The organism is Ruegeria sp. HKCCA4008, from assembly GCF_013033125.1.
GTDB lineage: Bacteria > Pseudomonadota > Alphaproteobacteria > Rhodobacterales > Rhodobacteraceae > Ruegeria.
The window spans coordinates 506599-530593 of the sequence record NZ_WQDM01000001.1 but is presented as its reverse complement, the minus strand read 5'-3'; the positions used below and the strand labels follow the sequence as shown (position 1 = coordinate 530593).

Here is a 23995-nt window from a genome sequence, read left to right as displayed (position 1 = left end):
GCAAGAGGTGCGAGACACCACAAGACGGGCTGAGCGTGAATGCAAGGCACATTCAAAGAGTTTCTGGACCGATGGGAATTGCATCAACCGGAACTGGTTGCCGAGACAGCCCAGGCGCGGGTGTGGAAGGTACAGTCGGAACACGGGCCGGCCGCCCTGAAACTCTATCGCGGACCGGATCGCGGCAACGAAGAACCCGGGACCGCTTTGTTGAAGGACTGGCATGACCGGGGAGCGGTTCGGGTTCTCAACGAGGAACGGAATGCCGTTCTGATGGAATGGCTGGAAGGCCCGTCTTTGGGGGACATTGCGCGGGCAGGACGCCCTGAAGACGCTGTTGCGATCCTTGCAGAAACGGCGGCGCGCCTGCATGGGAAGGCCACCGCTGACGTCGGTGGCTTGAAACCCCTGAACCAGGTGTTCGCCCCTTTGTTCGGCTGCACCTTTGCTCCGGCCTGCCCAACCCTTCTGCGCAAGGACGTGCTGTCCGCCACGAATCTGGGTCAGCACCTGTTGATCAGCCAGCCCACGCCGGTGCCCCTGCACGGGGATCTTCACCCGGACAACACTATTCTGACCCACAATGGCCCGCGGGTTTTCGATGCCAAAGGATACGCAGGAGATCCGGCCTTTGAACTGGCAAATGCACTGCGGCACCCAAAAGGCATGACCGAATTGGTGCGCGATCCCCGGCAGATCGAAACCTGCCTGTCGCTCTATTCCGAAGCCATGAATGTTTCAGAGAAACGGCTGGCTCAATGGGCAGCCGTCAAATGCGCCTTGTCCATCTGCTGGCGATCCGACGGTGCCATCGAAAACGACCCGGAAGCCGACCTTTTGCGCCTTTTTCTGGACGCGGCCGATTAGTAAAGACCGCCGGTACTCAGATCGCCTTGGGTGGCCTTGGGGCCGACCGTGATGGTTTGACCGGTGGAGGTTTGAACCTGCACACCTGCGCGCTGCGCTTCCTCGAACAAGGGCAGGTCGGAACCAATCGCAAAACCACCGTCGTAAACACGGTCGATGAACCCATCGACACCGTCGCGGAAGAACTCGGCCACGACATAGTCACCGGTGGCGTCATCCGGCAAGCGGGCGCCGCTGAAACGGTCGATTTTAATAAAGTGACCGCCTTCTGGAACCTTGAATGGCCCACCGCCATACTTTTCGACGGCTTTTTCCATGAAGCTCTGGAACACCGGGCCGCACAAGGTACCACCATAAGCCCCCCGGCCCATCGGGCGCGGGCGGTCATATCCGATATAGCAGCCCGCCACGATGTTCGAGGTGAAGCCAATGAACCACGCATCCTTGGATTCGTTGGTGGTTCCGGTCTTGCCGGCCGTCGGCACCGGCAGGTTCACATAGCGCGAGGCGGTGCCGCGATCCACCACGCCTTTCATCATGGACGTCAGCTGATAAGCCGTGATGGCATCCATGACCTGCGCGCGGTCCGTAACAAGGGTTGGGGCCTCGTCGGGCTCGAGCCAGGTCGAGTTGCAATTCAGGCATTGGCGATCATCATGACGATAGATGGTCTTGCCGAACCGGTCCTGAATACGGTCGACCAGAGTGGGTTCAACCCGCTGACCCCCGTTCGCGAACATCGCATAAGCGGCGACCATCTTGTACAGCGTCGTTTCTTCGGACCCCAGCGAGTTTGCAAGGAACGCGCCCATCCGGTCATAGACGCCAAAGCGTTCGGCGTAGCCTGCAACCACCGGCATCGTGACCTCTTGCGCCAGACGGATGGTCATCAGGTTCCGCGACTGCTCGATCCCGGTGCGCAAGGGCGTCGGCCCGTAGAACTTGTTTGACGAGTTCTTGGGCCGCCACAAGCCCTGTGGCGTGTTCACCTCGATCGGTGCGTCCACAACGATGGTTGCCGGGCTGTATCCGCTGTCCAGCGCGGCGGCATAGACAAAGGGTTTGAAGCTGGACCCCGGCTGGCGCTGTGCCTGCGTGGCGCGGTTGAAAACGGTATCCTGATAAGAAAACCCGCCCTGCATCGCCAGAACGCGGCCCGAGTTCACATCCATCGCCACAAAGGCGCCCTGAACTTCGGGCACCTGACGGGCAGACCACTGCCCCTCTTCGCCCTCGACAACAAGGATCACATCACCGCGTTTGAAGTTCGCCGCAAAATCACCCTGCATCCACTTGATATCGGACCGCGGAATAGTGCCATCCGCAGGGCCGTCTTCGATCCCGACGGTAAGTTGCTGATCCGAGACATTCAGAACCACGGCGGGATACCAGCGGGTCGGCAGCACCACATCGCGCGGGATTTCCAGAAGCGACAGCGCCTCGCGCCACTGCGCTTCATCCGCCAGTTTTTCTTCCGAGATCACTTCGCCGGTGCCGCGCCATTTCCCGCGCGACCGGTCATATTTTTGCAACGCCGTGCGCAGGGCCTTTGCGGCCTCGACCTGCATTTCCTCGTCCACCGACGCACGAACCGTGAAGCCGCCGGTAAAGAACTCACCTTCACCAAAGTCCTCGCTCAGTTGGCGACGGATTTCATCGGTGAAGTAGTCGCGCGGCGGCAATGCGGTGCGGAAGCTTTCGAAATCGCCGTTCTGAACCGAGCGCAGCGGCATCTCGACCTCGGACTCATAGGTCGCCTGATCGATGTAACCGTTCTGGTACATCTCGCGCAGCACATAGTTTCGTCGGGCCAGCAGGCGTTCCTTTTCCCGAACCGGGTGGTAATCCGACGGCGCCTTGGGCATCGCGGCCAGCATCGCGGCTTCGTGCGGGGCAAGTTCCTGCAAGGTCTTGTTGAAATAGGTCTGTGCGGCGGCCGTCACACCGTACGAGTTCTGACCCAGAAAGATCTCGTTCAGGTAGAGCTCAAGGATCTGCTCCTTGTCCAGGGTATCCTCGAGCCGGGTGGCGAGGATGATTTCCTTGATCTTGCGTTCTGCCCGGCGGTCGCCCGACAACAGGAAGTTCTTCATTACCTGCTGCGTAATGGTCGATGCACCCCGCACGGTCCCGCCTTTGGTGCGCACCGCTTCGACACCTGCCGCGACGATGCCGCGTGGGTCGTAACCCTGATGGGTATAGAAATTCTTGTCTTCCGCCGAAATAAACGCCTGCTTCACCAGATCGGGAATTTCCGCGGACGGCGTGAACAGGCGGCGTTCCTGCGCAAATTCGTCGATCAACTGACCTTCGCCCGAATAGATCCGGCTGATCGTCGGGGGCTTGTACTGGGCCAGGGATTCGTGGCTGGGCAGGTCCCGGCCATACATCCAGAAGACCGCACCGATCACCAGTGCGACCATGAAAATACCCAAGGTAACGATACTGAAGATCGCCCCGAAAAACGAAAGAATGAACCGGATCACGTTACTGCCTTTTTCTCGCGGTGGTGCCTATATAGTGTTGCACCGCCCAAGGGTCAAAACACCAAGCGTATTCTAGCCGTTTTGCGTCGCAAGGTCACTGGCCAATCAGGGATTTTCGGATCACATCCTGCTGACGCCAGTCTTCGATCCCCTGAAAGATCCCCAAGGCCATTTTAGCCCGCCATTCCGGATTTTTCAGGTTTTCCCGATCTCTGCGGCTGGACAGAAATCCAAGTTCGACCAAAACAGAGGGAATATCGGCCGCCTTGAGAACAGAAAACGAAGCGGTCCGTAGCGGTTTGCGGTTCATCGGCCCGCCTTGCTGGGCCATCCCGTTGGCGATCGCGCTGGCCAGGGACCTGGTCCGCGGCATCGTTTCCTGGCGCGCCAGATCAAGCAGAACATCGGCCACCTGATCATCGGCGCCATTCAGATCGATACCCGAGATCAAATCCCCCCGGTCATGCCGCTCGGCAAGCTTTGAACTCGCCACATCCGAAGCATCGGCAGACAGGGTATAGACGGCCGCCCCGTGGGCCTGCCCTTCCGACAGGGAATCCGCATGCAGCGAAATGAACAGATCCGCGCCAGCCCGATGCGCCAGTGTTATCCGACGCTCCAACGAGACGAACTGGTCATCAACGCGGGTCAGGACCACCTCATAACCTCCTGATCGCAAGAGAACTTCGCGCAGTTCGCGGGCAAAGGTCAGCATCAGGTTTTTTTCATCGACGCCATCGATTTCGGCACCCGGATCGATCCCGCCATGCCCCGGATCGAGCATCACGCGCAACGGCCTGTCTGCCGAGCGTGCCGATGCCTGCGGCACATCAGCCGGTTCCGGCAAGTCCCATCCCGGGTTGCGCGGCGCACCTGCGGTTGCGTTGAACGTATCAAAATCCGTGCCCTTGAGGTTGAGAGACAGCAGAGCCGCCCCCGAATCCTCGGCAACTGACAATACGGCAGTGTCTACGGCCATCGGAGCGCCCAGTTCCAACACCAGCCGCGACCAACCCGGAACATAGGCTCCGAATTGCACGCCGCTGACGCGTTCGGATTGCAGGAAATCCGTTCGGTTCAGCCCGGTCCAATCCACTTCGTTGAAGTCCAGAACCATCCGGTACGGATCCTGCAAGGTGAAGATCCGGTACGGCACCCCCTGGCTCAGGCCGATATCCACGCGAACGCCGGTTCGCCCCACATCCGTGATGCGGCTTTGGTCGGGCTGAACGCGTGCCAGCGCGCTGAAATCCTGCGCGACGGCAGTGCCGCACAGCGCCCAGATCAGGGCGATGCAAATGAAGATCCTGCTCATGGCCTCAAGTTTTCCCGAGATCGTTTGCCGGGCAGCCTATACCACAAGGGCTGATTTGTGAACGGCTCAGGCAGGTTCCCCGATCACCTTCCGCTCGGTCATGAAAACGCGCAACCGTTCCAGCCCGTCCTGAATGTCGGCCGTCGAACGCGCATAGGAAAAACGCAACGTCGTATGGCCGCGCTGCGGATCGAAATCCAGACCCGGCGTGACCGCGACCCCGGCCTTTTCCAGAATCTCGGCCGCAAATGCGCGGCTGTCATCGGTCAGGTCAGACACGTCGGCATATACATAGAAAGCCCCGTCCGGAGGCGCGATTTTCGTAAAGCCCGCCTTGGGCAGCCCGTCCAGCATCAGGGCGCGGTTTCGGCGGTACACGTCCAGATTGGCTTGCAGTTCGTCCTCGCAATCCATCGCGGCCAGTGCGGCAATCTGACTGGCATGCGGCGCGCAGATGAACATGTTCTGGGCTATCCGCTCGACCACGCGCACCTGATCCTCGGGCACGACCATCCAGCCCACGCGCCAACCGGTCATCGAGAAATACTTGGAAAACGAGTTGATCACATAGCACTCATCCGTCAGTTCCAGCGCGGTCACGGCCTTGGCCTCGTATTCCAGACCATGATAGATTTCGTCGCTGATGAAGGATGCCCCCTGCCCGTGTGCGGCTTCGATCAGCGACCCCATGGCGGCGTGATCCAGCATCGTGCCGGTAGGATTCGCCGGAGACGCCACCATCAGCCCCTTCAGGCCCATTCCCTGAATATCCGCTGCCACGGGTTGCAGACGGTTTTCAGGCGCGGTCGGCAGATCGACCGGCACCAATCCAAGTGCCCTGAGAATCTGGCGATAAGACGGATACCCCGGCGCACCGATTCCGACGCGATCCCCGCTGTCGAACAATGCCGTGAAAGCCAGCAGAAACCCGCCGGACGATCCGGGCGTGATGACCACGCGCCCCGGGTTCAGGTCCACATCGTACCACTCACCATAAAGCTGCGCGACACGCTTTCGCAGCGCAGGCAAACCCAGAGACACCGTATATCCCAACGGGCTTTGATCCATCGCCTTGGCCAGCGCCTCGGTCGCGCCCTTGGGGGCGCCGGTTCCGGGCTGGCCAACTTCCATGTGAATCACATGGCGGCCCGCTTCTTCCGCACGGCGCGCGGCCTCCATCACGTCCATCACGATGAAGGGATCGACCCCGGACCGGGTTGAGTTTCTCATGCCCATCTCCCATGTTGCAGCCATGGCTTTTGAACGCGTATCCCTGCTGAGGTCAATCCCGGCTCTGATCCTGTCGGTTGGTGTCTGGCTGGCGGCGGCAACGCAATCCCATGGGCAAAGCCTGATCCGCGACCCCGATATCGAGCGTGGCCTGCGCGAGCTGGCCTTTCCGGTTCTGCGTGCCGCCGGTCTGAACACCAATCGGGTTCAAATCCTTGTGGTCAATGACAACACGTTCAATGCATTCGTCATCGACTACAACGCCATCTATTTGAATTACGGGCTGATCCTTACGGTCGAAAACCCCGAAATGCTGCAAGCAGTGATCGCGCATGAGGCCGCGCATATCGCGAACGGCCATCTGGCCCGGCGCGCCGAAAACCTGAAGGCGGCGCGGCGCAATGCAGGCCTTGGTACCGCTTTGGCCCTTCTTGCGGCTGTGGCCGGAGGGGGTGAAGCCGCCATTGGCATCGCCGCAGGCACCCAAGGCGCCGCAATCCGCAGCTTTCTGGGCCATACCCGCGCCGAAGAGGCCTCGGCCGACCGAAGCGCCGCAAGCTATCTGCGATGGGCTCAGATTTCCCCCAGCGGCATGGTCGAGCTGCACAGAAAATTCGCGGGTCAGGAATTGCTGAGCGTCGCCAATCAGGACCCGTACATGCGGTCGCATCCCACCAGTCGTGAACGATTGCGCGCCGCCGAAGCGTTTCTGGATGAGTTCGGCGACAAAGCCGTTCCGAATGCCAATGCCGATTACTGGTTTGCCCGCGTCAAAGGCAAACTGTCGGCCTTTTTACGCTCACCCAGTTGGACATTACGGCGCGCCAAAGAAGAAGCCGCCCAGGACATCCGCCTGATGCGCGAGGCTTCGGCCCATCATCAGAACCGTGATTTGGATCGCGCGCGCCGTGCCATCGACGCGGCACTGGCGCTGCGCCCGAACGACCCCTACTATTATGACCTGAAAGGGCAAATTCTTCTGGAAAACAGGCAAATAGGCGCGGCTGTTGAAGCGTATGGGAACGCTGTTGAAATGGCTCCGAACGATGCCCTTATCCTGGCTGGATACGGGCGGGCGTTGCTGGCGCAGGGTCAAACCAAACAGGCCCTGAGCGTGCTGGAAAAAGCCCGCGCCCGGGACTACCGGAACGCCAGGCTGTTGCAGGATCTGGGTGTGGCCTATGCTCAGGTTGGCAATGATGGTATGGCATCCACCGTGACGGCAGAGCGGTATGCGCTGCAAGGGCGGTTGAAAGACGCCGGAATTCACGCGAAACGCGCCGTGGCACGTCTGCCCGAAGGTTCACCGGGTTGGCAAAGGGCACAAGACGTGTTGATTGCGTCGGAACGACTCGACAAAGACAAAAGGAAACGGAAATGATCCTCAGACATGCTGCACCCGCCCTTCTGGGGCTTTCCATGGCGGCGACCTCGGCGCAGGCGCTGGACTTGAATGCGATGAACGATGCCGAGAAGGCGGAATTTGGTGCCCAGGTGCGCGAATACCTGCTGGAAAACCCCGAAGTGATCATCGAAGCCATCAACATTCTGGAAGAGCGCAATGCCGTCGCCGAAGCCGCGGCGGACAAAGAATTGGTCGCCGCCAATGCGGATGAACTGTTCGATGATGGGTACAGCTGGGTTGGCGGCAACCCGGATGGCGACATCACGCTGGTCGAGTTCATGGACTACCGGTGTGGCTATTGCCGCCGTGCCGTTCCCGAAGTTACCAGCCTGCTGGCAGAAGACGGCAACATCCGCCTTGTGATCAAGGAATTCCCCATTCTGGGTGATGCGTCTGTGCTGTCCTCACGTTTTGCCGTGGCCACCAAACACGTGGCGGGCGACGACGCATACAAGCAGGTCCATGATGCCCTGCTGGAATTCACCGGCGAGCCAACCGAAGTTGCCCTGCGCCGCATCTCGGACGGTTTGGGGCTGAACAGCGACGAGATCATCGCGGCGATGGACAGCGATCGCGTTACGGATGAGATTGCGCGCACCCGTGCTCTGGCCCAGCGGATGCAGATCTCGGGCACGCCTTCGTTCGTGTTGGGCACAGAGATGCTGCGTGGCTATTTGCCAGCCGATCAGATGCAGCAGATCGTCAACGGTATACGTGCCGAACGCGGCTAAGGCCGGATCTGTCGGCGACGTGCCATGAAGCGGCGGGAATTTCTGGTGGCCGGAGGAGCGTTGGGTATGACGTGTTTCTCTGGCCAGTCTATTGCGCAGTCCGCGACAGGCTTCCACGTGCCGGCCGAAGACGCCCGGCATGATCGCACTTTCATGCAATGGCCGGTCAGCCGCACCGTCTATCCCGACCCCGTTTTTTTGGAAATGGTACAGGGGACCATTGCGGAAATCGCAAACACGATCTCTGCTTTTGAACCCGTCACAATGCTCGCCGGATCGGAACATCACGCAGACATCAGCAAACGGCTTTCTGCGGCGGTCGAGATCTGGGATGTCCCGACCGAAGATCTGTGGTGCCGGGACGCAGGCCCGGTCTTTGCGATCAACGACCGTGGCGCGCTTGCGGTCCAACAGATCCAGTTCAATGGGTGGGGAAGAAAACAGGTTCACGCACATGATGCGAAAATTGCCGGCAGAGTGGCCGAAAGGCTGGGTCTGCCCCTGTTGCCGACCGGGCTGATCGGCGAAGCCGGTGGCGTCGAGCAGGATGGGCATGGGACGCTAATGGCGCATGAAAGCTCTTGGGTGAATGACAACCGCAATCCCGGCCTCACTCGGGACGAGATCGAAGCCCGGTTGTTGGCGGCCTATGGGGCCAAACGCATGATCTGGTCCGAAGGTGTCTGGGGCGAAGACATCACCGACTATCACATTGACAGTCTGGCCCGCTTTACCGGCCCCGGTCGCGGCATCATCAACTTGCCGGATGAACCGGACAAAGATGATCCTTTCCACTTGGCCGCGCTGGACACCTACGATCGTCTCATTGCCGCGGGCATCAACATGGACGTGATACCCGAGCCGCATTTCCGACGTGTCGAAGACCCGGATTTCGTGGCCTCTTATGCCAATTACTACGTCTGCAATGGCGGTGTGATTGCAGCCCGGTTCGGAGACTCGGAAACAGACAGGATCGCGTCGGAAACGCTTGCAAAACACCACCCCGGTCGTGAAGTCGTGACGCTTGACGTGGATGTGCTGGGAGAGCTTGGCGGCGGCATCCATTGCGCTACACAACAGATTCCCGGTTTTTAAATGTCGCGAAGAAACAGGCTATTCAGCCGCTTCAGCCGCCGCATCCAGTTCAGCCGCCTTTTTCTCGACCTCTTCCACGATGTGATCGATCATCTGGTCGTTCGACATCTTGTGGCTGGCTTTGCCGGCCAGATAGACCATGCCGGACCCTGCCCCGCCGCCGGTGAAACCAACATCGGTCATGAGTGCTTCACCCGGCCCGTTGACCACGCATCCGATGATCGACAGGCTCATCGGCGTCTTGATGTGTTCAAGGCGATGTTCCAGCGCCTCGACGGTCTTGATGACATCAAAACCCTGTCGCGCGCAGGATGGGCACGAGATGATATTGACGCCCCGATGACGCAGGCCAAGGGATTTGAGGATTTCAAACCCGACCTTGACCTCTTCCACCGGATCAGCAGACAGGCTGACGCGGATCGTGTCGCCGATCCCCATCCACAGCAGGTTGCCCAACCCGATGGCCGATTTGATCGTGCCGCTGACCAGCCCTCCGGCCTCGGTAATGCCCAGATGGATGGGGGCATCCGTCGCCTCGGCAATGCCCTGATAGGCCGCGGCCGACAGGAACACGTCGCTGGCCTTTACGCTGATCTTGAACTCGTGAAAATCATTGTCCTGAAGGATGCGGATATGTTCCAGCCCGCTTTCGACCATCGCCTCGGGGCACGGCTCGCCATACTTCTCAAGCAGGTGCTTTTCCAGGCTGCCCGCGTTCACGCCGATGCGGATCGAGCAGTTGTGGTCGCGCGCCGCCTGGATGACTTCTTTTACGCGGGTTTCGTCGCCGATATTGCCGGGGTTGATGCGCAGACAGGCAGCGCCCGCTTCGGCGGCCTCGATCCCGCGCCGATAGTGGAAATGAATGTCCGCCACGATAGGCACCGGGCTTTCCCGAACGATCTGTTTCAGCGCCTTGGACGACGCTTCGTCAGGAACCGAGACGCGAACGATGTCAGCGCCGGCCTCAGCCGCCGCCTGTACCTGCGCCACGGTCGCCGCCACATCGGTGGTCAGCGTGTTGGTCATGGTTTGAACGGCAATGGGTGCATCGCCACCAACGGGGACGTTGCCGACCATGATTTGACGGGATTTACGACGATAGATGTCGCGCCATGGGCGCACGTGATTGAGGGACATAAGGACGGATCCGCGTCTGCCTGAGTTGCGACTGTAGATAGTTCGGCAACGGGGTTATCGCAATGGCTAGATCACTCGGCGGGCGTTTCTGTCGCCTCGGTTTGCAGTTCCGCCACCAGTTGCTTGAGCGCACTGTTCTGTTCCGCCTCCAGATCGGCGACGGCATAGGCCTCGGACACGGCGTCTTTCGACAGAACGACACCCTTGGCGACAGTTCCCGGAGCACCCGCCGGGCCGTAATGTTCACCGTTCATCGCGAAATAAACCGATCCCGACGCGCCCGCACGCAATGTCGGCGGTTCTTCCGTCAGGGGCACTTCGAATACACTGCCTTGCTCGACGGTTCCCAGCGTACCTTCGAAAATGACGCTGCCATCCGCAGCCGTCACACGCATCCAGGCGGGGTCAACTGCCACGATCTTGAGCGTGGTATCGATCTGTTCGACCACTTGCGGCAGGGCCGGTTTTTCGACCGTGTGCAGTTCAGCCACTTCGAACTGCGGCAATTCGGGCGGGCGGAAGGTTCCAACCTCGCGCGGATCAAGCGTTGAGATCGGAGCATCCCGCGAGACCAGCACCGGAACATCCAGCGCCTGCGGACGATAGAGACGGTCCAGTGCTTCTGCGCTTGCTACTTCCGTAACATCATCTGACACGTTGCTGCGCGCCGCATCCAGCGGATCCAGATCAGACAGAACCACCGGTGCCTGTTCAACCGGGCTGACCTGTACTTGCTGAATCTTGTTCAAAACAGCCCAACCGCCATAGCCAATGCCACCGATCACCGCGAGCAAAACCAGCGACGAGCCGATTGCACGAGGTTCAATCTGACTGACCAGAGACTCCTTGCCCGGGATATAGGGCGTATTGGGCGAAATGAACGGATCCCGCCCCATCGGGCCGCGCGCAGGCAAAGCCCCTGAAGGTTTCCGCACCACCGAGGCCTCTGCGGACATGCCATGCGCAACCTCAAATCCGCTTTCCTCGCAGAAAGTCGCGAAGGTCTCATCGGGGTTCATACCCAGATAGCGCGCATAGGAACGCACATACCCGGCGATAAAGCCGGGTGTATCAAACGCATCGGGGTCGGCGTTTTCAATTGCAGCTATATAGTTGGCTTTGATCCGCAGCTCGCGCTGAACATCCAGAAGAGATTTGCCCATCGTTGCGCGTTCACCGCGCATCTTGTCGCCTAGGCGAACTTCGTAGTCGTCAAACCCTTTTGGTCTGACATCTACGTTCTCTTCGGATTCGCGCTGAGATCTGCGCCCAATCATCCCTGCTGCCCCATTCTGCCTGTCGCGTATTTCGCGTAAGCGGCGAATCATCCCCACAATGATTCGTCTACTCGTTTTGTTAGCGTAAGCTTAACACGCGGCAAACTCGTTGCACACTTTGGCGTTAGGTTATCCGGCAAGTTCGGCGCGATTTAGCGCACAATGTGACCAAAGTTCGTCCATCGCCTGCACCAGACGGTTCATTTCGTCGGGTCCATGCACCGGAGACGGGGTAAAACGCAGACGCTCGGTTCCGCGCGGGACGGTCGGGAAATTGATCGGTTGCACGTAAATGCCATAATCGTCCAGCAGCATATCGCTGAGCTTTTTGGTGTGCACCGGATTGCCGACGATCACTGGCACGATATGGCTGCCGTGGTCGATCAGCGGAAGGCCCATTCCCTTCAGCCGCAGCTTGAGGATCTTCGCCTGGGTCTGGTGCTGCTCGCGCAGTTCAGACGCGGTTTTCAGGTACGCAACGGATGCAGCAGCGCCTGCGGCAACCGCCGGCGGCAAAGATGTCGTAAAGATAAAGCCCGGCGCATAAGACCGCACGGCATCGCACATCTTTGCGCTGGCGGCGATATAGCCCCCCATGACGCCATAGGCCTTGGCCAGGGTGCCATTGATGATGTCGATCCGATGTGCAAGGCGATCCCGCTCGGTCACGCCGCCACCGCGCGGGCCATACATGCCCACCGCGTGCACTTCGTCGATATAAGTCAGCGCGCCGAATTCATCTGCCAGATCGCAGATTTCTTCGATCGGACCAAAATCACCGTCCATCGAATAGACGGATTCAAAGGCGATCAGCTTGGGGGCGGCGGGGTCGTCCGCCTCGAGCAATTCGCGCAGATGCGCCACGTCGTTATGACGGAAGATGCGCTTGGCCCCGCCGTTTCGGCGCACCCCTTCTATCATCGAAGCATGGTTCAGCGCGTCAGAATAGATGATCAGCCCCGGGAACAGCTTGGGCAGCGTGCTGAGCGTGGCGTCGTTGGCGATATACGCGCTGGTGAACAAAAGCGCGGCTTCCTTGCCATGCAGATCTGCCAGCTCGGCCTCGAGCCGTTTGTGATAGACCGTTGTCCCCGAGATGTTGCGCGTACCGCCCGATCCTGCACCTGCGGCTTCGACCGCCTCGTGCATTGCGTTCAGAACAACAGGGTGCTGGCCCATGCCCAGATAGTCATTGCCGCACCATACGGTGATGTTCTGCTGCGAGCCGTCCGGGCGCGTGCGCACCGCGTGCGGAAAATGTCCGTTGCGACGTTCGATATCGATGAAGGTCCGGTAACGTCCTTCGTCATGCAGCCTGGCAATCGCTGAATCGAGCTGAGCAGTATAGTCCAACGGACCCTCCTTGAATGCCCATTTCCGGTTTCCCTTGGGCAATTAGTCTGCCACATCCCACAGCTTAACCTGTATCAGCAGCTTTGTGTTACTTTGTTCAGCTGGTTACAGCCGAACAGGTGAACCCAACTTTGATTTGCATCAAATATAAGTTTGCAATGCTCACGGCAAGTATAGTTCCGGCCATCGGACGCGTGGAAACGACGCAGCCCGCGCAACGTCATTCGCGGGCTTGTGATTGCATGAACAATTCAGATCAACCGCTCTGGACGGCGCTGTCAACGCTGCTAGGGTTCGCGCGAACACAGACAAGCAGGAGATCCCCATGTCGCTAGACACCGTGCTGAACCGGATTGACGAAGATCTGCAAACCTCGATCGACCGCCTGATGGAGCTGCTGCGCATCCCTTCGATCTCAACCGATCCCGCGTACAAGGCCGACGTCAGCCGTGCGGCCGACTGGCTGGTTGCCGACCTCAACAGTATCGGAATTGCAGCAGAAAAACGGGAAACCCCGGGGCACCCGATGGTCGTAGGCCATGTGGGCGAGGACTCGGATGCACCCCATATTCTGTTTTATGGCCATTATGATGTGCAACCTGTCGATCCATTGAACCTTTGGACACGCGACCCGTTTGACCCTGCCATCGAAGATACCGAGCACGGCCCCGTCATCCGCGGGCGCGGGGCATCGGACGACAAAGGTCAATTGATGACATTCGTCGAAGCCTGCCGCGCATGGAAAGCGGTGCACGGATCCCTGCCCTGCCGCATCACCTTCTTCTTTGAAGGCGAAGAGGAATCCGGCTCACCCTCGCTGGTCCCCTTCCTCGAAGAAAACGCGGCCGAACTCAAAGCGGATCTGGCGCTGGTTTGCGATACATCCATGGTGTCGCGAGGTGTTCCGTCGATTGCCGCGCAGCTTCGCGGCATGCTGAAGGACGAGTTCACGATCATCGGGCCCCGCATCGATCTGCACTCCGGCCATTACGGTGGCCCGGGGCTGAACCCGCTGCGCGAGCTGTCGAAGATCGTTGCATCATTCTATGATGACGAAACCGGGCGTGTCGCGGTCGATGGTTTCTATGAAGGCGTTCATGAAGTGCCCCAGGACCAGCTGCGCCAGTGGCAGAATTGCGGTTTCGATGAAGCGGATTATCTGAATTCGGTCGGCTATACCCAGCCGCACGGCGAAAAAGCCTATTCGACGCTCGAACAGCAATGGGCGCGCCCGACACTTGAGGTGAACGGGCTGTGGGGCGGATACAATGGCGCAGGCTCGAAAACCGTTATCCCTTCGGAAGCGCATTGTAAAATCACGTGCCGACTGGTCGGCGACATGGACCCCGACGCGCTGCGCAACAAGATCCGCAAACATGTCGAGGATCGCCTGTCCCCGGATGCAAAAGTTGTCTGGGACAACGATCTGGAAGGTTCGCCCGCTTCGGTCATGAATATCGATCGCCCGGAATTCGAAGCCGCGCGCAAAGCACTGTCGGACGAGTGGGACCGCGAAGCGGTGTTTACCGGCATGGGCGGCTCGATCCCCGTCGTCGGGTATTTCAATACCGTTCTGGGGCTGGATTCGATGCTGGTCGGCTATGCCAACGAGGACGACGCCATCCATTCGCCGAATGAGAAATACGACGTCAAAAGCTTTCACAAGGGCATCCGTTCGTGGGCCCGCATTCTGGATGCTTTGAACAAGTAACGGATTTCAGCGAGGCTCTGCCTCGCGCTCCGGGATATTTGACGCCAGATGAATAAAGGATCCCTTGTTCATCTGGCCCAAAATATCCCGGGGGAGCCGCGCGCAGCAAGGCGGGGGCAGAGCCCCCTGTCCGACCGCAACACGCGTATGACGTTACATGTGGATCACGCGGCCATAAGCGTCCAACACGCTTTCATGCATCATTTCTGACAGAGTCGGGTGCGGGAAGACCGTGTTCATCAGGTCTTCTTCGGTGGTCTCCAGCTGCCGCCCAACCACATAGCCCTGAATCAGTTCCGTGACTTCCGCGCCGATCATATGGGCCCCCAGCAATTCGCCTGTCTTGGCGTCGAACACGGTTTTGATCAGACCTTCCGGTTCGCCCAGAGCAATGGCCTTGCCGTTGCCGATGAAGGGGAAGCGACCGACTTTGATGTCATAGCCCAGCTCTTTGGCCTTGGCTTCGGTATATCCCACCGAGGCCACTTGCGGCTGACAATAGGTACATCCAGCGATGCTTTCGGGCTTGACCGGATGCGCATGCTGGCCCGCGATCAGATCGGCAACCATGACACCTTCGTGGCTGGCTTTATGTGCAAGCCAGGGCGCGCCCGCGATGTCACCGATCGCATAAAGGCCATCGACGCCGGTGCGGCAATATTCATCCGTCACCACATGCGTGCGGTCGATCTTGACGCCCAGCGCCTCGAGCCCGAGGTTTTCGACATTCCCAACAATCCCGACAGCCGAGATAACGGTGTCGAACTCGTGCTTTTCAACCTTGCCCTTGACCTCGATATGAGCGGTGACCTTGCCCTTGCCGCGATCCAACTGCTTGACCATGGCTTTTTCCATGATGGTCATGCCTTGTTTGGTGAAGGCTTTCTTAGCCAAGGCACTGATTTCCGCATCTTCCACGGGCAACACGCGGTCCATCACCTCGACCACCGTCGTGTCGGCCCCCAGCGTGTTATAGAAACTGGCAAATTCGATTCCAATCGCGCCCGAGCCGATGACCAGCAGCTTCTTTGGCATCCGGGGCGGTTGCAGCGCGTGCTTGTATGTCCAGACCAGATCGCCGTCAGCCTCGAGACCGGGCAGTTCGCGGGCCCGTGCGCCGGTTGCAAGAATGATGTTCTTGGCCGACAGTTCTTCGATGCCTTTGTCGGTCTTGACGCTGACCTTGCCTTTTGCGGGGATCGTCGCCTCACCCATCACCACGGCGACCTTGTTCTTCTTCAGCAGATGGCCGATGCCGCCCGAAAGCTGCCCGGCAACGCCGCGGGATCTTTTGACGACCGCGTCCAGATCGTAACCGATCTTGTCGGCCTTCAATCCGAAATCCTTGGCGCGTTCCATCAGGTGGAACACTTCGGAGGACCGCAGCAATGCCTTGGTCGGAATGCACCCCCAGTTCAGGCAGATGCCACCGAGGTGCTCCCGCTCGACCACGACGGTTTTCAGTCCAAGCTGGGCCGCACGAATGGCGGCGACATAGCCACCGGGGCCAGCCCCGATTACGATCAGATCATAGGATTGTGCAGCCATGTGTTCCTCTCGGCGCAGGTGGTGAAAATTTAGTTTACCATTAAACTATTTTCAGAAACGCATCAACACGCGTTCCCGCGACAAATGAGACGCAGGGTAAACCTTACCTGAATATGCGGATTTCAGCCTATACGCAGGCCCATGCTATGGCTAGAACAGAAACGCCGACGCCGCTCGGACATTTGTGAACACATTGAATTCAAGGGGTTTACCATGGCCAAAACACTAAAAGATCTGGCGCTTGCTCTGCTAAACGCAACTTTGATACTTGTGGCGCTGTGCTTGTTTTTAGGCTGGAAGCTGGCATCGAAAGTCGAAAGCGTCTCGGCGGAATTCTCAGAGACAGTGCAAGTTCTTGCCCCTATTCGGGATGAAGCGAAGGGCATTCGGGGCGAGCTTTCCGCGTTGCGCGGTGATTTAACGACGCTGATGAGGGAAAACCAAGTTACGGACAGTCAAACCGCTCAAAATATCCAGGCAACATTGCGCCGCCTGAACGCGGTTGAACAAAAGCTACAAACTGCGCAGGAGCGATTCACAGAACTTGCAGAGACACCAGAGGTTTTGATCGCCCAAGCCATACAGACCGGAGCAGACATCGCGTCCGAACGGGTCTTGTCGTTCAAAGGGTGTGAGCCGGGAGCCTGAGCCCCCCGCACTAACAACAGAGGCTCAAAACCTTTGTACGGTCTCAGGCCATTGCTTGCAGCTCTCGCACAGTGCTGCCATAGCCGCCCATGTCGACGTAAGCCTCTTCATGGGGGGTCGAGCTGCGCGACAGTGCTTTGTTCCGGTAAGGGAAACGACCGAACTTGCGGATCACTTCACGATGCGCACGGGCGTGCAGCAGATTGCTTGTATCGCCGCTTAGGTTCTGACAGATCAGACGCACGCAGCGTTCCTGATCACACAGATTTTCCGAATGCATCATCGGCAGGTAAAAGAACTGCCGGGCCGGTTCATCGATCTTCTTGTCCCAACCTCTGTCCACCGCGCATTTCGCAGCCGCCAGGGCCGCTCGGTCCGTCGCGAAAGCACGCGCTTGCCCGCGGAACATGTTGCGTGGAAACTGGTCCGTCAAAATTATGTAAGCCAGTGACCCGCTGGGATAGGTCAGCCAGAGCGAAAACTTGCCCTCGGCCGCAGCCTCCCACGTTGATTGAAAACGTGCGCGGATTTCTGAATCCAGCGCTTCATCCTCTATGTACCAGCCCTTTGGACCCACCTCATCTAACCAAAAACTCAATACTTCTTCAGGCGTTACCATTGCCTTAAACTCCGTCTTGTGCCCGTAGTTTGGACGTAACGTCATTTAAGGCCGTTTTACAGAACTGTTACAGTAACATATTGCAACACTTGCGACATAATCCTGTGTCCTAGGCATCTTCCTGCTCAGCCTGTTCGGCCTCGGCGGCTTCGATGGCGACTTCCTGTGCCACTTCAAACGCAACTGGCGAGGCTGTTGGATACAGCGTCGACATTGTGCCGGTTTCGTCCACGGGTATCGATGCCCGCTGCGTCGTCCGATACAGGGCGTAAAGTGCCATTGCGAGTAACAGTGCCGCAATAAAGAGAAAAAAGCCCGGTGGCCCGAATACGGCATCCCCCATCAGCCAGCCGGTGATCACCGGCCCGGCAATCGCGCCCAGACCGTTGATGAATACCAGCCCACCGGATGCGGCCGCCATGTCCTCGTGATCCAGAAAGTCATTCGCATGCGCGATCAGCAGTGAATATAGCGGGTTGGACATACCGCCGATCAGGAAAGCCGAAGCAAGCAGAATTGGAAACGATCCGCCCATCATCATAGCGATCGTTGCGCCACCGGCACCGGCGAGCGCCACAAGCAGGATCAGAAAGCGGCGATCCATACGGTCAGAGAACCAGCCCAAAGGGTATTGCAGGACCACTGCGCCGATATAAAACGCCGCAACGAAGGTTGAAATTTCAACAAGCGACAGCCCTGCCCGGGCGCCATACACCGCCGCCATGCCGAACTGCGCGGAAAACACACCCCCCAGAAGAAACATGCCCACGCAGCCCAGAGGCGAGGTTTCCAGTAGTTTCTTCAGGGTCATCGGTTTGGTGGTATCAAAGGCCGGTGTCGGCGAGATCGACAGCAAAATCGGTGCGAAGGACACTGAAACCAGGATCGAGGCGATCACAAAGGTCTCGTAACCAGCCGGGTCGCCGACAAGAACAAGCGCCTGCGCACTGATGATCCCAGTCATCTGGACGATCATATAGAGCGACAGCGCCTGCCCGCGATTTTCATTGCTGGCCGCATTGTTGAGCCAGCTTTCAGCGGTGACATAGACGCCCGAAAAACAGAATCCGATCACCACCCTGCCCAAGGCCCACGCGATCGGGTTGGTCAGCATGGGATACATGATCATCACGGCCGAAATAAACGACGCAAGGGCCGCGAAAACCCGCACATGGCCAACGCGCCGGATCATCTCGGGCGCAAGACGTGAGCCGCCCAGAAAGCCCAGAAAATAGGCCGACATGACAAAAGACATCTCGAGGGTCGAAAAGCCTTCGATCTCACCCCGCACACCCAGAATCGTACCCTGGAGGCCGTTTCCGACCATCAGCAACCCCATGCCGAGCAGCAGCGCCCATGCGCTGGAAAGGACCTGAATCATTGGGGCCTCCGACTAATGCCAACCTGATTTTAGTGTCGTTCTGCGATCAAAGACCGCCTACGTCGCGCTTGTCTACGACATTCCCGATCCGCGATGCTGTTTCCGCGCCTCTCAAGGGATCAAAAGCGACGCGTCGCCATAGGAAAAGAACCGGTATTTCCGGGCGATGGCATGCGCGTAGACATCGCGCATCCGATCCTGCCCCATCAGCGCCGAAACCAGCATGAGCAACGTGGATTTCGGCAGGTGAAAATTGGTCATCAATGCGTCAGTGACGTGGAATTCAAAACCGGGATAGATGAAGATATCCGTGTCGCCTTCCCAGGGTTCGATCTTTCCTGACCTTGCCGCACTTTCGATCAGTCGCAAAGCCGTTGTCCCCACCGGGATCACCCGCCCGCCGGCGGCCTTGGTTGCCTGTATCTCAGCGGCGGCGTCGGGGCTTACCTGCCCCCATTCAGCATGCATCTTGTGTGTTGTGACATCCTCAACCTTGACCGGAAGAAAAGTCCCTGCCCCCACGTGAAGCGTCACATGCGTGAAGCTTACCCCCCGTTTTGCCAGCGCCTTCATCAGCGCCTCGTCGAAATGCAAGGATGCGGTCGGGGCGGCCACGGCGCCTGAATGATTTGCCCAGATGGTCTGATAGTCCGTCTTGTCCCGTTCATCAGCCGGACGTTTGGCTGCGATGTAGGGCGGCAGAGGCATTGCTCCGGCCTGATCCAGCGCCGCGTCGAAATCCTCGCCGCTGAGATTGAAGCGTAGATACGCCTGGCCATCCGCAACCCTGTCCAGTGTGGCGCTGAGATCATCCGAGAAGACAATCTCTTCCCCAAGATTCACCTTCTTGAGCGGCTTGATCAACGCAGACCACGTGCCATCGGCCTGTGGATCCAGCAAAGTGGCCTCGATCCCTGCGGAAACCGGCCCCTGCGCGCTGTCCCGGTGGCGTCGGCCGTTCAGTCGCGCCGGAATGACCCGTGTGTCATTCAACACCAGCCGGTCACCCGGCCGCAGGAAATCGGGCAGGTCGAAAACATGGCTGTCCGTGATTGCATCCCCCTGCGCCACCAGCAAGCGCGCAGAGGAACGCGGGCTGGCCGGCCGCGTGGCGATCAGGTCTTCGGGCAGATGGAAATCAAAATCGCTAAGTTTCATGCCCGCGCCTTACAACCCTGCATCAGATTCGGCCATATCCTGTCAGCGGTCACTTGGGGATGAGCCGAATGTGCGTTTGGGTTCATCCGGTTTCTGCGGCACTGCGTTCGGACCATCCTGAACTTTGGGTGCCGGCGCGCGCATCAGGTCGCGCAGGAACAGAGGTGCGAGACCGGACAACGGATTTACCGACACTTTGGGCGAGGCAAGCGGGCCGGTCAGGGTGTAGTTGAAGCCAAAGACGCCCTCGCCCTTGCGCGTGAACACGCTGCCGACCGCGTTGAGCAAGTATATGGGCGAGATCGCACCGCGCAGGTTCAGCAATCCGTTCACCGTATCGATGGTGCCATCAAAAGACAGGCCCATCGACGGGCCGACAGCACTGCCGCTTAGCACCTTGATGTCCGTGGGGGTGACACGCATCCGGCTGTCGATTGCTGCAAAAAAGATACCCTGCCCCGCCATTTCATCCAACAGGCCCACAAGGCTGATGGCATTCAGCAAGGCCGCCATGGCCGGGGCGTCGGTAATCCGTGTGTTGGTGATTTTCAGCATCACGTCATAGCTGCCCGGTGCCGTCACAGGTTCGAGCTTGAGATTCATTTCTCCGCCCCGCGCCTGTGTCAGTACTCCGGCCGATCGCAGCGCGGACCCCGCATCTTGCGACGTAAGGTCAACAGCACTTCGGTTCCCTCTGGGGCTGACCTGCCCCCTGACCGGCGCGCCGCCATTGACCTGCGCGGTGAAGTTCCCTTGTATTCCGCCGGTCGTCTGAAATGCGCCCCGGAACCCGGTCAGCGCGACGGTTTCCGTAACCTGTAGGCGATCCAGAGCCACGTCCAGTTTAGGCCCGGCGCCGCCCCCGCCGCCCGATCCGCCGCTTTCGCCGAAATTCGCGCGGCCCATATCAAGGACGCCGCCAAGCACACGGATGTCCGGCATGGCGTTTCCGCGCCCGATCAGCTCTGCCGGGACCGCCAGCCAGTCGCCGAGGTCGAAAGAGGTGAAGCGAACCCGGTCATATTCGCCGTTTTCGCGAAACGTAATGGAGGCTGATGTACGCAAACCCGCTGCATTTATCCGCAGGCTATCCACCTTCAACTGCGATCCCAAAGTCGCTTCGGCCGTCAGAGAGCCGGTCGAATTGGCCCCCTTTCTCCAACCAAGTTCGGGTATGGCCAGCGCGACCCCCTGCAAATCGGATGTGACGGATAATTTCGGGGCAACCCCGGCGCCGAGCCCCAACGTGATATCTGCAATCCCTTTGCCGGTCAGCATACCCGGAGGCAGACCGGCGCCGATCTCATCCATCAATCGCGGCGACAGCTCGATCTGACCGGTCAGGGTGCTTCGCTGTTCAGACTTGCCGTCTATCGGCTGCCGCCAGAGCGCCGTCAGCGGCACGTCCCCGAACTGCCCCTGCCCCTGAATCTGAACGCCGGACTGATCACCAGAAAGGTCCAGAAGATCAGCACTAACGTCAAATCCGGGCACCAAGCGGTCACTGAACAGGTTGGCCAACCTTCCGTCGAAATGGAACTCGGTCTCGTCAAACTTGAGACCCTTTTTCAAAGGCAAGGAAAGGGTTCCCGCCAGCGACACCGTTCCTTTCGCTACGTCAACGGGCAACCCCGCCTTGCTGAGCAATTCCAGCGGAGGCCGGTCCAACAACGACAACGCGGCCGTCACGCTGCTTTTGGCCTTAATGCGCGCAATCGCAGGCGCGGATTTCTTGATATCCGTGTCGGGTATGATGAAGGACGTCCCCGACGCATCAACAGCACCGCCGTCATCCGCAATCACAACACCCTGCTGTGCAGTGACCGTGAACCTGCTGTTGATCAGGCTGGCCTGACCCTGCGCCTTTTCGATCGGCGGCAGCGTTTTGACAAACCGAATCTTCGCCTTTTCAAATCCGAAATCCAGATATAGATCCGGTTTCGATCCGGGCAGCAGGCGCAGGGCAAAGTCCATATCCGACAGAACCCCTTCGTACAGGTTTTCGGTCACCCACTCTCGCGGTTTCGGCGCCAGACGTTCGGGCCAGTATCCCAGAACCTTGTCCGACGTCATTTGATCCAGGTGTGCGTCCAGCTTGACGGCCCAGCCATCCGGCCGCCCGGTCAGGACGCCAAAGGCACGCACCGTGTGACCCGGATCTTCAATGGTCATCTGACCCAGATGCAGCTGGAACGGGTTGAGGACCATCTTGAAATCCAGGCTGGCCCGCGAAAGCTGAATAGGTTGCGGGAACAGGTTTGCCGGGTTCACGTTGATACCGGACAGCCGCAACTGTGCAGACAGGCTGTCCAGCACGCCATCTTCTGCACCTTCCAGATACGCCTTTCCGTCAGCCTGAACCTCACCCCAGGCCGAGACCACCGAAACTTCGTTGAAATCCAGAATCTGACCTTTGGGATCATAGGTGAAATAGGTGCGCGCAGATTCGAAGGGAACCGGGCGTGTTTCCGGGTTTGGCTGCACCGCCCCGGCCCCCAGATTCAGCGTGGCGTACAAAGTTCCGATCGCTCCGTTTTCGTCGACACCACCGCGCAAGGCACCCGAGATCGGGGCCCGCAGAACCTGCAACCAGGCAAGGGCAGGCGTTTGGCCCGCGATGTCCTCGGCCGGAAGATCGGTGACCGAGATTCCGAATTGTGCGGCAGGTGTGCCCAGAACGCTTGTATAATTGGCCTCGATGGCACTGACATAGTCACGCCCCGCCAGAACCGAAAACCCGGTCGCCAAGCGCACTTCGTTGCCGGCTCGGTTGGCTTGAATATGCCCACCGTCCAGAATCCAGGACCGCCCCTGCCGAAGATCGCGATAATCCAGTGTGATCGCATCAAGCTCGACCGAGGTCAGCGCCGATAGCGCCGGAGACAGGAAGACCTGATCCGAAGCCTCGATAAGCCGTGCCAGGTTCGGGGCCTCCTGCACCGGTGCGCTGCCGGACCCGACCGTAAGACTCAGCGCCCCGTCCTTGTCTCGGGTCACGGCGATCTGCGCCCCCCTCAGAATGATCCTTTTGGGGCGGACGTGCCCCCGCAACAAGGGGCGCATGGCCAGACTGGCGCGCATGTCGGACACCTGCGCAATTTGCCGACCCTCAGCGTCGCTGATGGCAACATCCGTCAGGCGCAGACGGGGGCGCCATCCCTCGTGAATGATGAAACTCACATCGCCAAACCGGATTTGGAGCCCGCCCAAAGCCTGCTCAAGCCGCGCTTCGACCCTGTCCCGCAGCCAGACGGGGGCGTGCATCCTTTGCCCGACAACCATGAAACCGGTGAACAGCGCCAGCAGTACCAGCACGAAAGTGCCGCGCATGGCCCACAGACCCGCGGCCCGGCGGCGAGACCGACGGCGCGCGGGCTTGACGGGCCGTGCTCCGTCACCGTCTTCGTGCTGCTTCAAATTGCTATCCACGCCTTCCAACCCGCACGCGTTGCCCTATGATATCAGGCAGCCTTTAAAAACCTTTAGCGGAGTTTCCAATGCCCGACGTTTCAGACATCGCCCCTGACTTCACTTTGCCGCGCGACGGCGGCGGCGAGGTGACGCTTTCGGCGTTGCGCGGTAGCACCGTGGTTCTGTTTTTCTACCCCCGCGATGATACGCCGGGCTGCACCAAGGAATCCATCGGTTTCTCGGAACAACTTCAGGCCTTTGCCGATGCGGGCGCACAAGTTTTCGGCATCTCGCGCGACAGCGTAGCCAAACATGACAAATTCGTCGCCAAGCATGGGCTGACCACACCGCTGTTGTCGGATGAGAGCTCGACCGTCTGTGAAGACTACGGCGTGTGGGTCGAAAAGAACATGTACGGGCGCAAGTCGATGGGGATCGAGCGTTCGACCTTCATCATCGACCCCGAAGGCAAAATTGCCCGCGTTTGGCGCAAGGTCAAAGTTCCCGGCCACGTGGATGAGGTGCTGGAAGCCGTGCGCGCGCTGTAACGCCCTCGACCACAGTCGCCATCCGGTTTAAGAGCCACAGGATCAACCAGGCGGAGAATAATGGTGTCCAAA

Annotated in this window: 18 protein-coding genes; 7 read left to right on the top strand and 11 right to left on the bottom strand. The window is 59.3% G+C overall.

Annotation, left to right across the window (positions count from 1 at the left end; translation table 11 throughout):
* Window positions 1–39: 39 nt before the first annotated feature.
* Window positions 40–867 (top strand): aminoglycoside phosphotransferase family protein, encoded by an 828-nt coding sequence (locus GOW60_RS02630; RefSeq protein ID WP_171228124.1) that lies wholly within the window; start codon window positions 40–42, stop codon window positions 865–867.
* On the opposite strand, the gene GOW60_RS02625 is transcribed toward GOW60_RS02630, so the two are convergent.
* From GOW60_RS02625 to GOW60_RS02615, 3 genes are all read right to left on the bottom strand, one after another.
* Window positions 864–3353, bottom strand: coding sequence for a PBP1A family penicillin-binding protein (locus GOW60_RS02625; protein ID WP_171167688.1), 2490 nt, complete (start codon window positions 3351–3353; stop codon window positions 864–866). The genes GOW60_RS02630 and GOW60_RS02625 overlap by 4 nt on opposite strands.
* A 94-nt stretch (window positions 3354–3447) precedes the next feature.
* Window positions 3448–4668: an N-acetylmuramoyl-L-alanine amidase gene (locus GOW60_RS02620; protein ID WP_171228123.1), complete on the bottom strand. Its 1221-nt coding sequence runs from the start codon at window positions 4666–4668 to the stop codon at window positions 3448–3450.
* A gap of 66 nt (window positions 4669–4734) precedes the next feature.
* Window positions 4735–5898, bottom strand: coding sequence for a pyridoxal phosphate-dependent aminotransferase (locus GOW60_RS02615; RefSeq protein ID WP_171228122.1), 1164 nt, complete (start codon window positions 5896–5898; stop codon window positions 4735–4737).
* Between GOW60_RS02615 and GOW60_RS02610 the strand changes: the two genes are divergently transcribed.
* The 3 genes from GOW60_RS02610 to GOW60_RS02600 are packed head-to-tail and all read left to right on the top strand — an operon-like array spanning window position 5897 to window position 9129.
* Window positions 5897–7279 carry a M48 family metalloprotease gene (locus tag GOW60_RS02610; RefSeq protein WP_171228121.1) on the top strand — a complete coding sequence of 461 codons (1383 nt, stop codon included), beginning with the start codon at window positions 5897–5899 and terminating at the stop codon, window positions 7277–7279. The two genes, GOW60_RS02615 and GOW60_RS02610, sit on opposite strands and share 2 nt — an antisense overlap.
* Window positions 7276–8034 (top strand): DsbA family protein, encoded by a 759-nt coding sequence (locus GOW60_RS02605; RefSeq protein WP_152458280.1) that lies wholly within the window; start codon window positions 7276–7278, stop codon window positions 8032–8034. Before GOW60_RS02610 ends, GOW60_RS02605 begins: the two co-directional genes overlap by 4 nt.
* 24 nt (window positions 8035–8058) lie before the next feature.
* Window positions 8059–9129, top strand: a complete 1071-nt coding sequence (locus GOW60_RS02600) for an agmatine deiminase family protein (protein ID WP_171228120.1) — start codon at window positions 8059–8061, stop codon at window positions 9127–9129.
* An 18-nt stretch (window positions 9130–9147) separates the two neighbouring features.
* Here GOW60_RS02600 and ispG read toward each other — a convergent pair whose 3' ends face one another.
* The 3 genes from ispG to hemA all read right to left on the bottom strand — a co-directional run bounded on the left by ispG (window position 9148) and on the right by hemA (window position 12899).
* Window positions 9148–10269, bottom strand: a complete 1122-nt coding sequence (gene ispG, locus GOW60_RS02595) for a flavodoxin-dependent (E)-4-hydroxy-3-methylbut-2-enyl-diphosphate synthase (RefSeq protein WP_171204937.1) — start codon at window positions 10267–10269, stop codon at window positions 9148–9150.
* A 71-nt stretch (window positions 10270–10340) separates the two neighbouring features.
* On the bottom strand, window positions 10341–11546 hold the full coding sequence (locus GOW60_RS02590; RefSeq protein ID WP_171228119.1) for a helix-turn-helix domain-containing protein: 1206 nt from the start codon (window positions 11544–11546) through the stop codon (window positions 10341–10343).
* A gap of 129 nt (window positions 11547–11675) precedes the next feature.
* Window positions 11676–12899, bottom strand: a complete 1224-nt coding sequence (gene hemA / locus GOW60_RS02585) for a 5-aminolevulinate synthase (protein ID WP_171228118.1) — start codon at window positions 12897–12899, stop codon at window positions 11676–11678.
* 325 nt (window positions 12900–13224) lie between these two features.
* On the opposite strand from hemA, the gene GOW60_RS02580 reads away from it, so the two are divergent.
* Window positions 13225–14610 carry a dipeptidase gene (locus GOW60_RS02580; RefSeq protein WP_171167681.1) on the top strand — a complete coding sequence of 462 codons (1386 nt, stop codon included), beginning with the start codon at window positions 13225–13227 and terminating at the stop codon, window positions 14608–14610.
* A 153-nt stretch (window positions 14611–14763) separates the two neighbouring features.
* On the opposite strand, the gene lpdA is transcribed toward GOW60_RS02580, so the two are convergent.
* On the bottom strand, window positions 14764–16158 hold the full coding sequence (gene lpdA, locus GOW60_RS02575; RefSeq protein ID WP_171228117.1) for a dihydrolipoyl dehydrogenase: 1395 nt from the start codon (window positions 16156–16158) through the stop codon (window positions 14764–14766).
* Window positions 16159–16371: 213 nt separating this feature from the next.
* Between lpdA and GOW60_RS02570 the strand changes: the two genes are divergently transcribed.
* Complete coding sequence (locus tag GOW60_RS02570; RefSeq protein ID WP_171228116.1) at window positions 16372–16806, top strand: hypothetical protein; 435 nt, start codon at window positions 16372–16374, stop codon at window positions 16804–16806.
* Between the two features lie 43 nt (window positions 16807–16849).
* On the opposite strand, the gene GOW60_RS02565 is transcribed toward GOW60_RS02570, so the two are convergent.
* The 4 genes from GOW60_RS02565 to GOW60_RS02550 all read right to left on the bottom strand — a co-directional run bounded on the left by GOW60_RS02565 (window position 16850) and on the right by GOW60_RS02550 (window position 23393).
* Window positions 16850–17425 (bottom strand): DUF924 family protein, encoded by a 576-nt coding sequence (locus GOW60_RS02565; RefSeq protein WP_152458288.1) that lies wholly within the window; start codon window positions 17423–17425, stop codon window positions 16850–16852.
* Between the two features lie 109 nt (window positions 17426–17534).
* Window positions 17535–18806 (bottom strand): MFS transporter, encoded by a 1272-nt coding sequence (locus tag GOW60_RS02560; RefSeq protein WP_171115435.1) that lies wholly within the window; start codon window positions 18804–18806, stop codon window positions 17535–17537.
* Window positions 18807–18917: 111 nt separating this feature from the next.
* The gene (gene queA / locus GOW60_RS02555) at window positions 18918–19964 is read right to left on the bottom strand and encodes a tRNA preQ1(34) S-adenosylmethionine ribosyltransferase-isomerase QueA (RefSeq protein WP_171228115.1); all 1047 of its coding nucleotides are present in this window, start codon (window positions 19962–19964) and stop codon (window positions 18918–18920) included.
* A 42-nt stretch (window positions 19965–20006) separates the two neighbouring features.
* Window positions 20007–23393: a DUF3971 domain-containing protein gene (locus tag GOW60_RS02550; protein WP_371813319.1), complete on the bottom strand. Its 3387-nt coding sequence runs from the start codon at window positions 23391–23393 to the stop codon at window positions 20007–20009.
* Window positions 23394–23461: 68 nt separating this feature from the next.
* Between GOW60_RS02550 and GOW60_RS02545 the strand changes: the two genes are divergently transcribed.
* On the top strand, window positions 23462–23923 hold the full coding sequence (locus GOW60_RS02545) for a peroxiredoxin (protein WP_171115431.1): 462 nt from the start codon (window positions 23462–23464) through the stop codon (window positions 23921–23923).
* The last annotated feature ends 72 nt before the right edge of the window (window positions 23924–23995 follow it).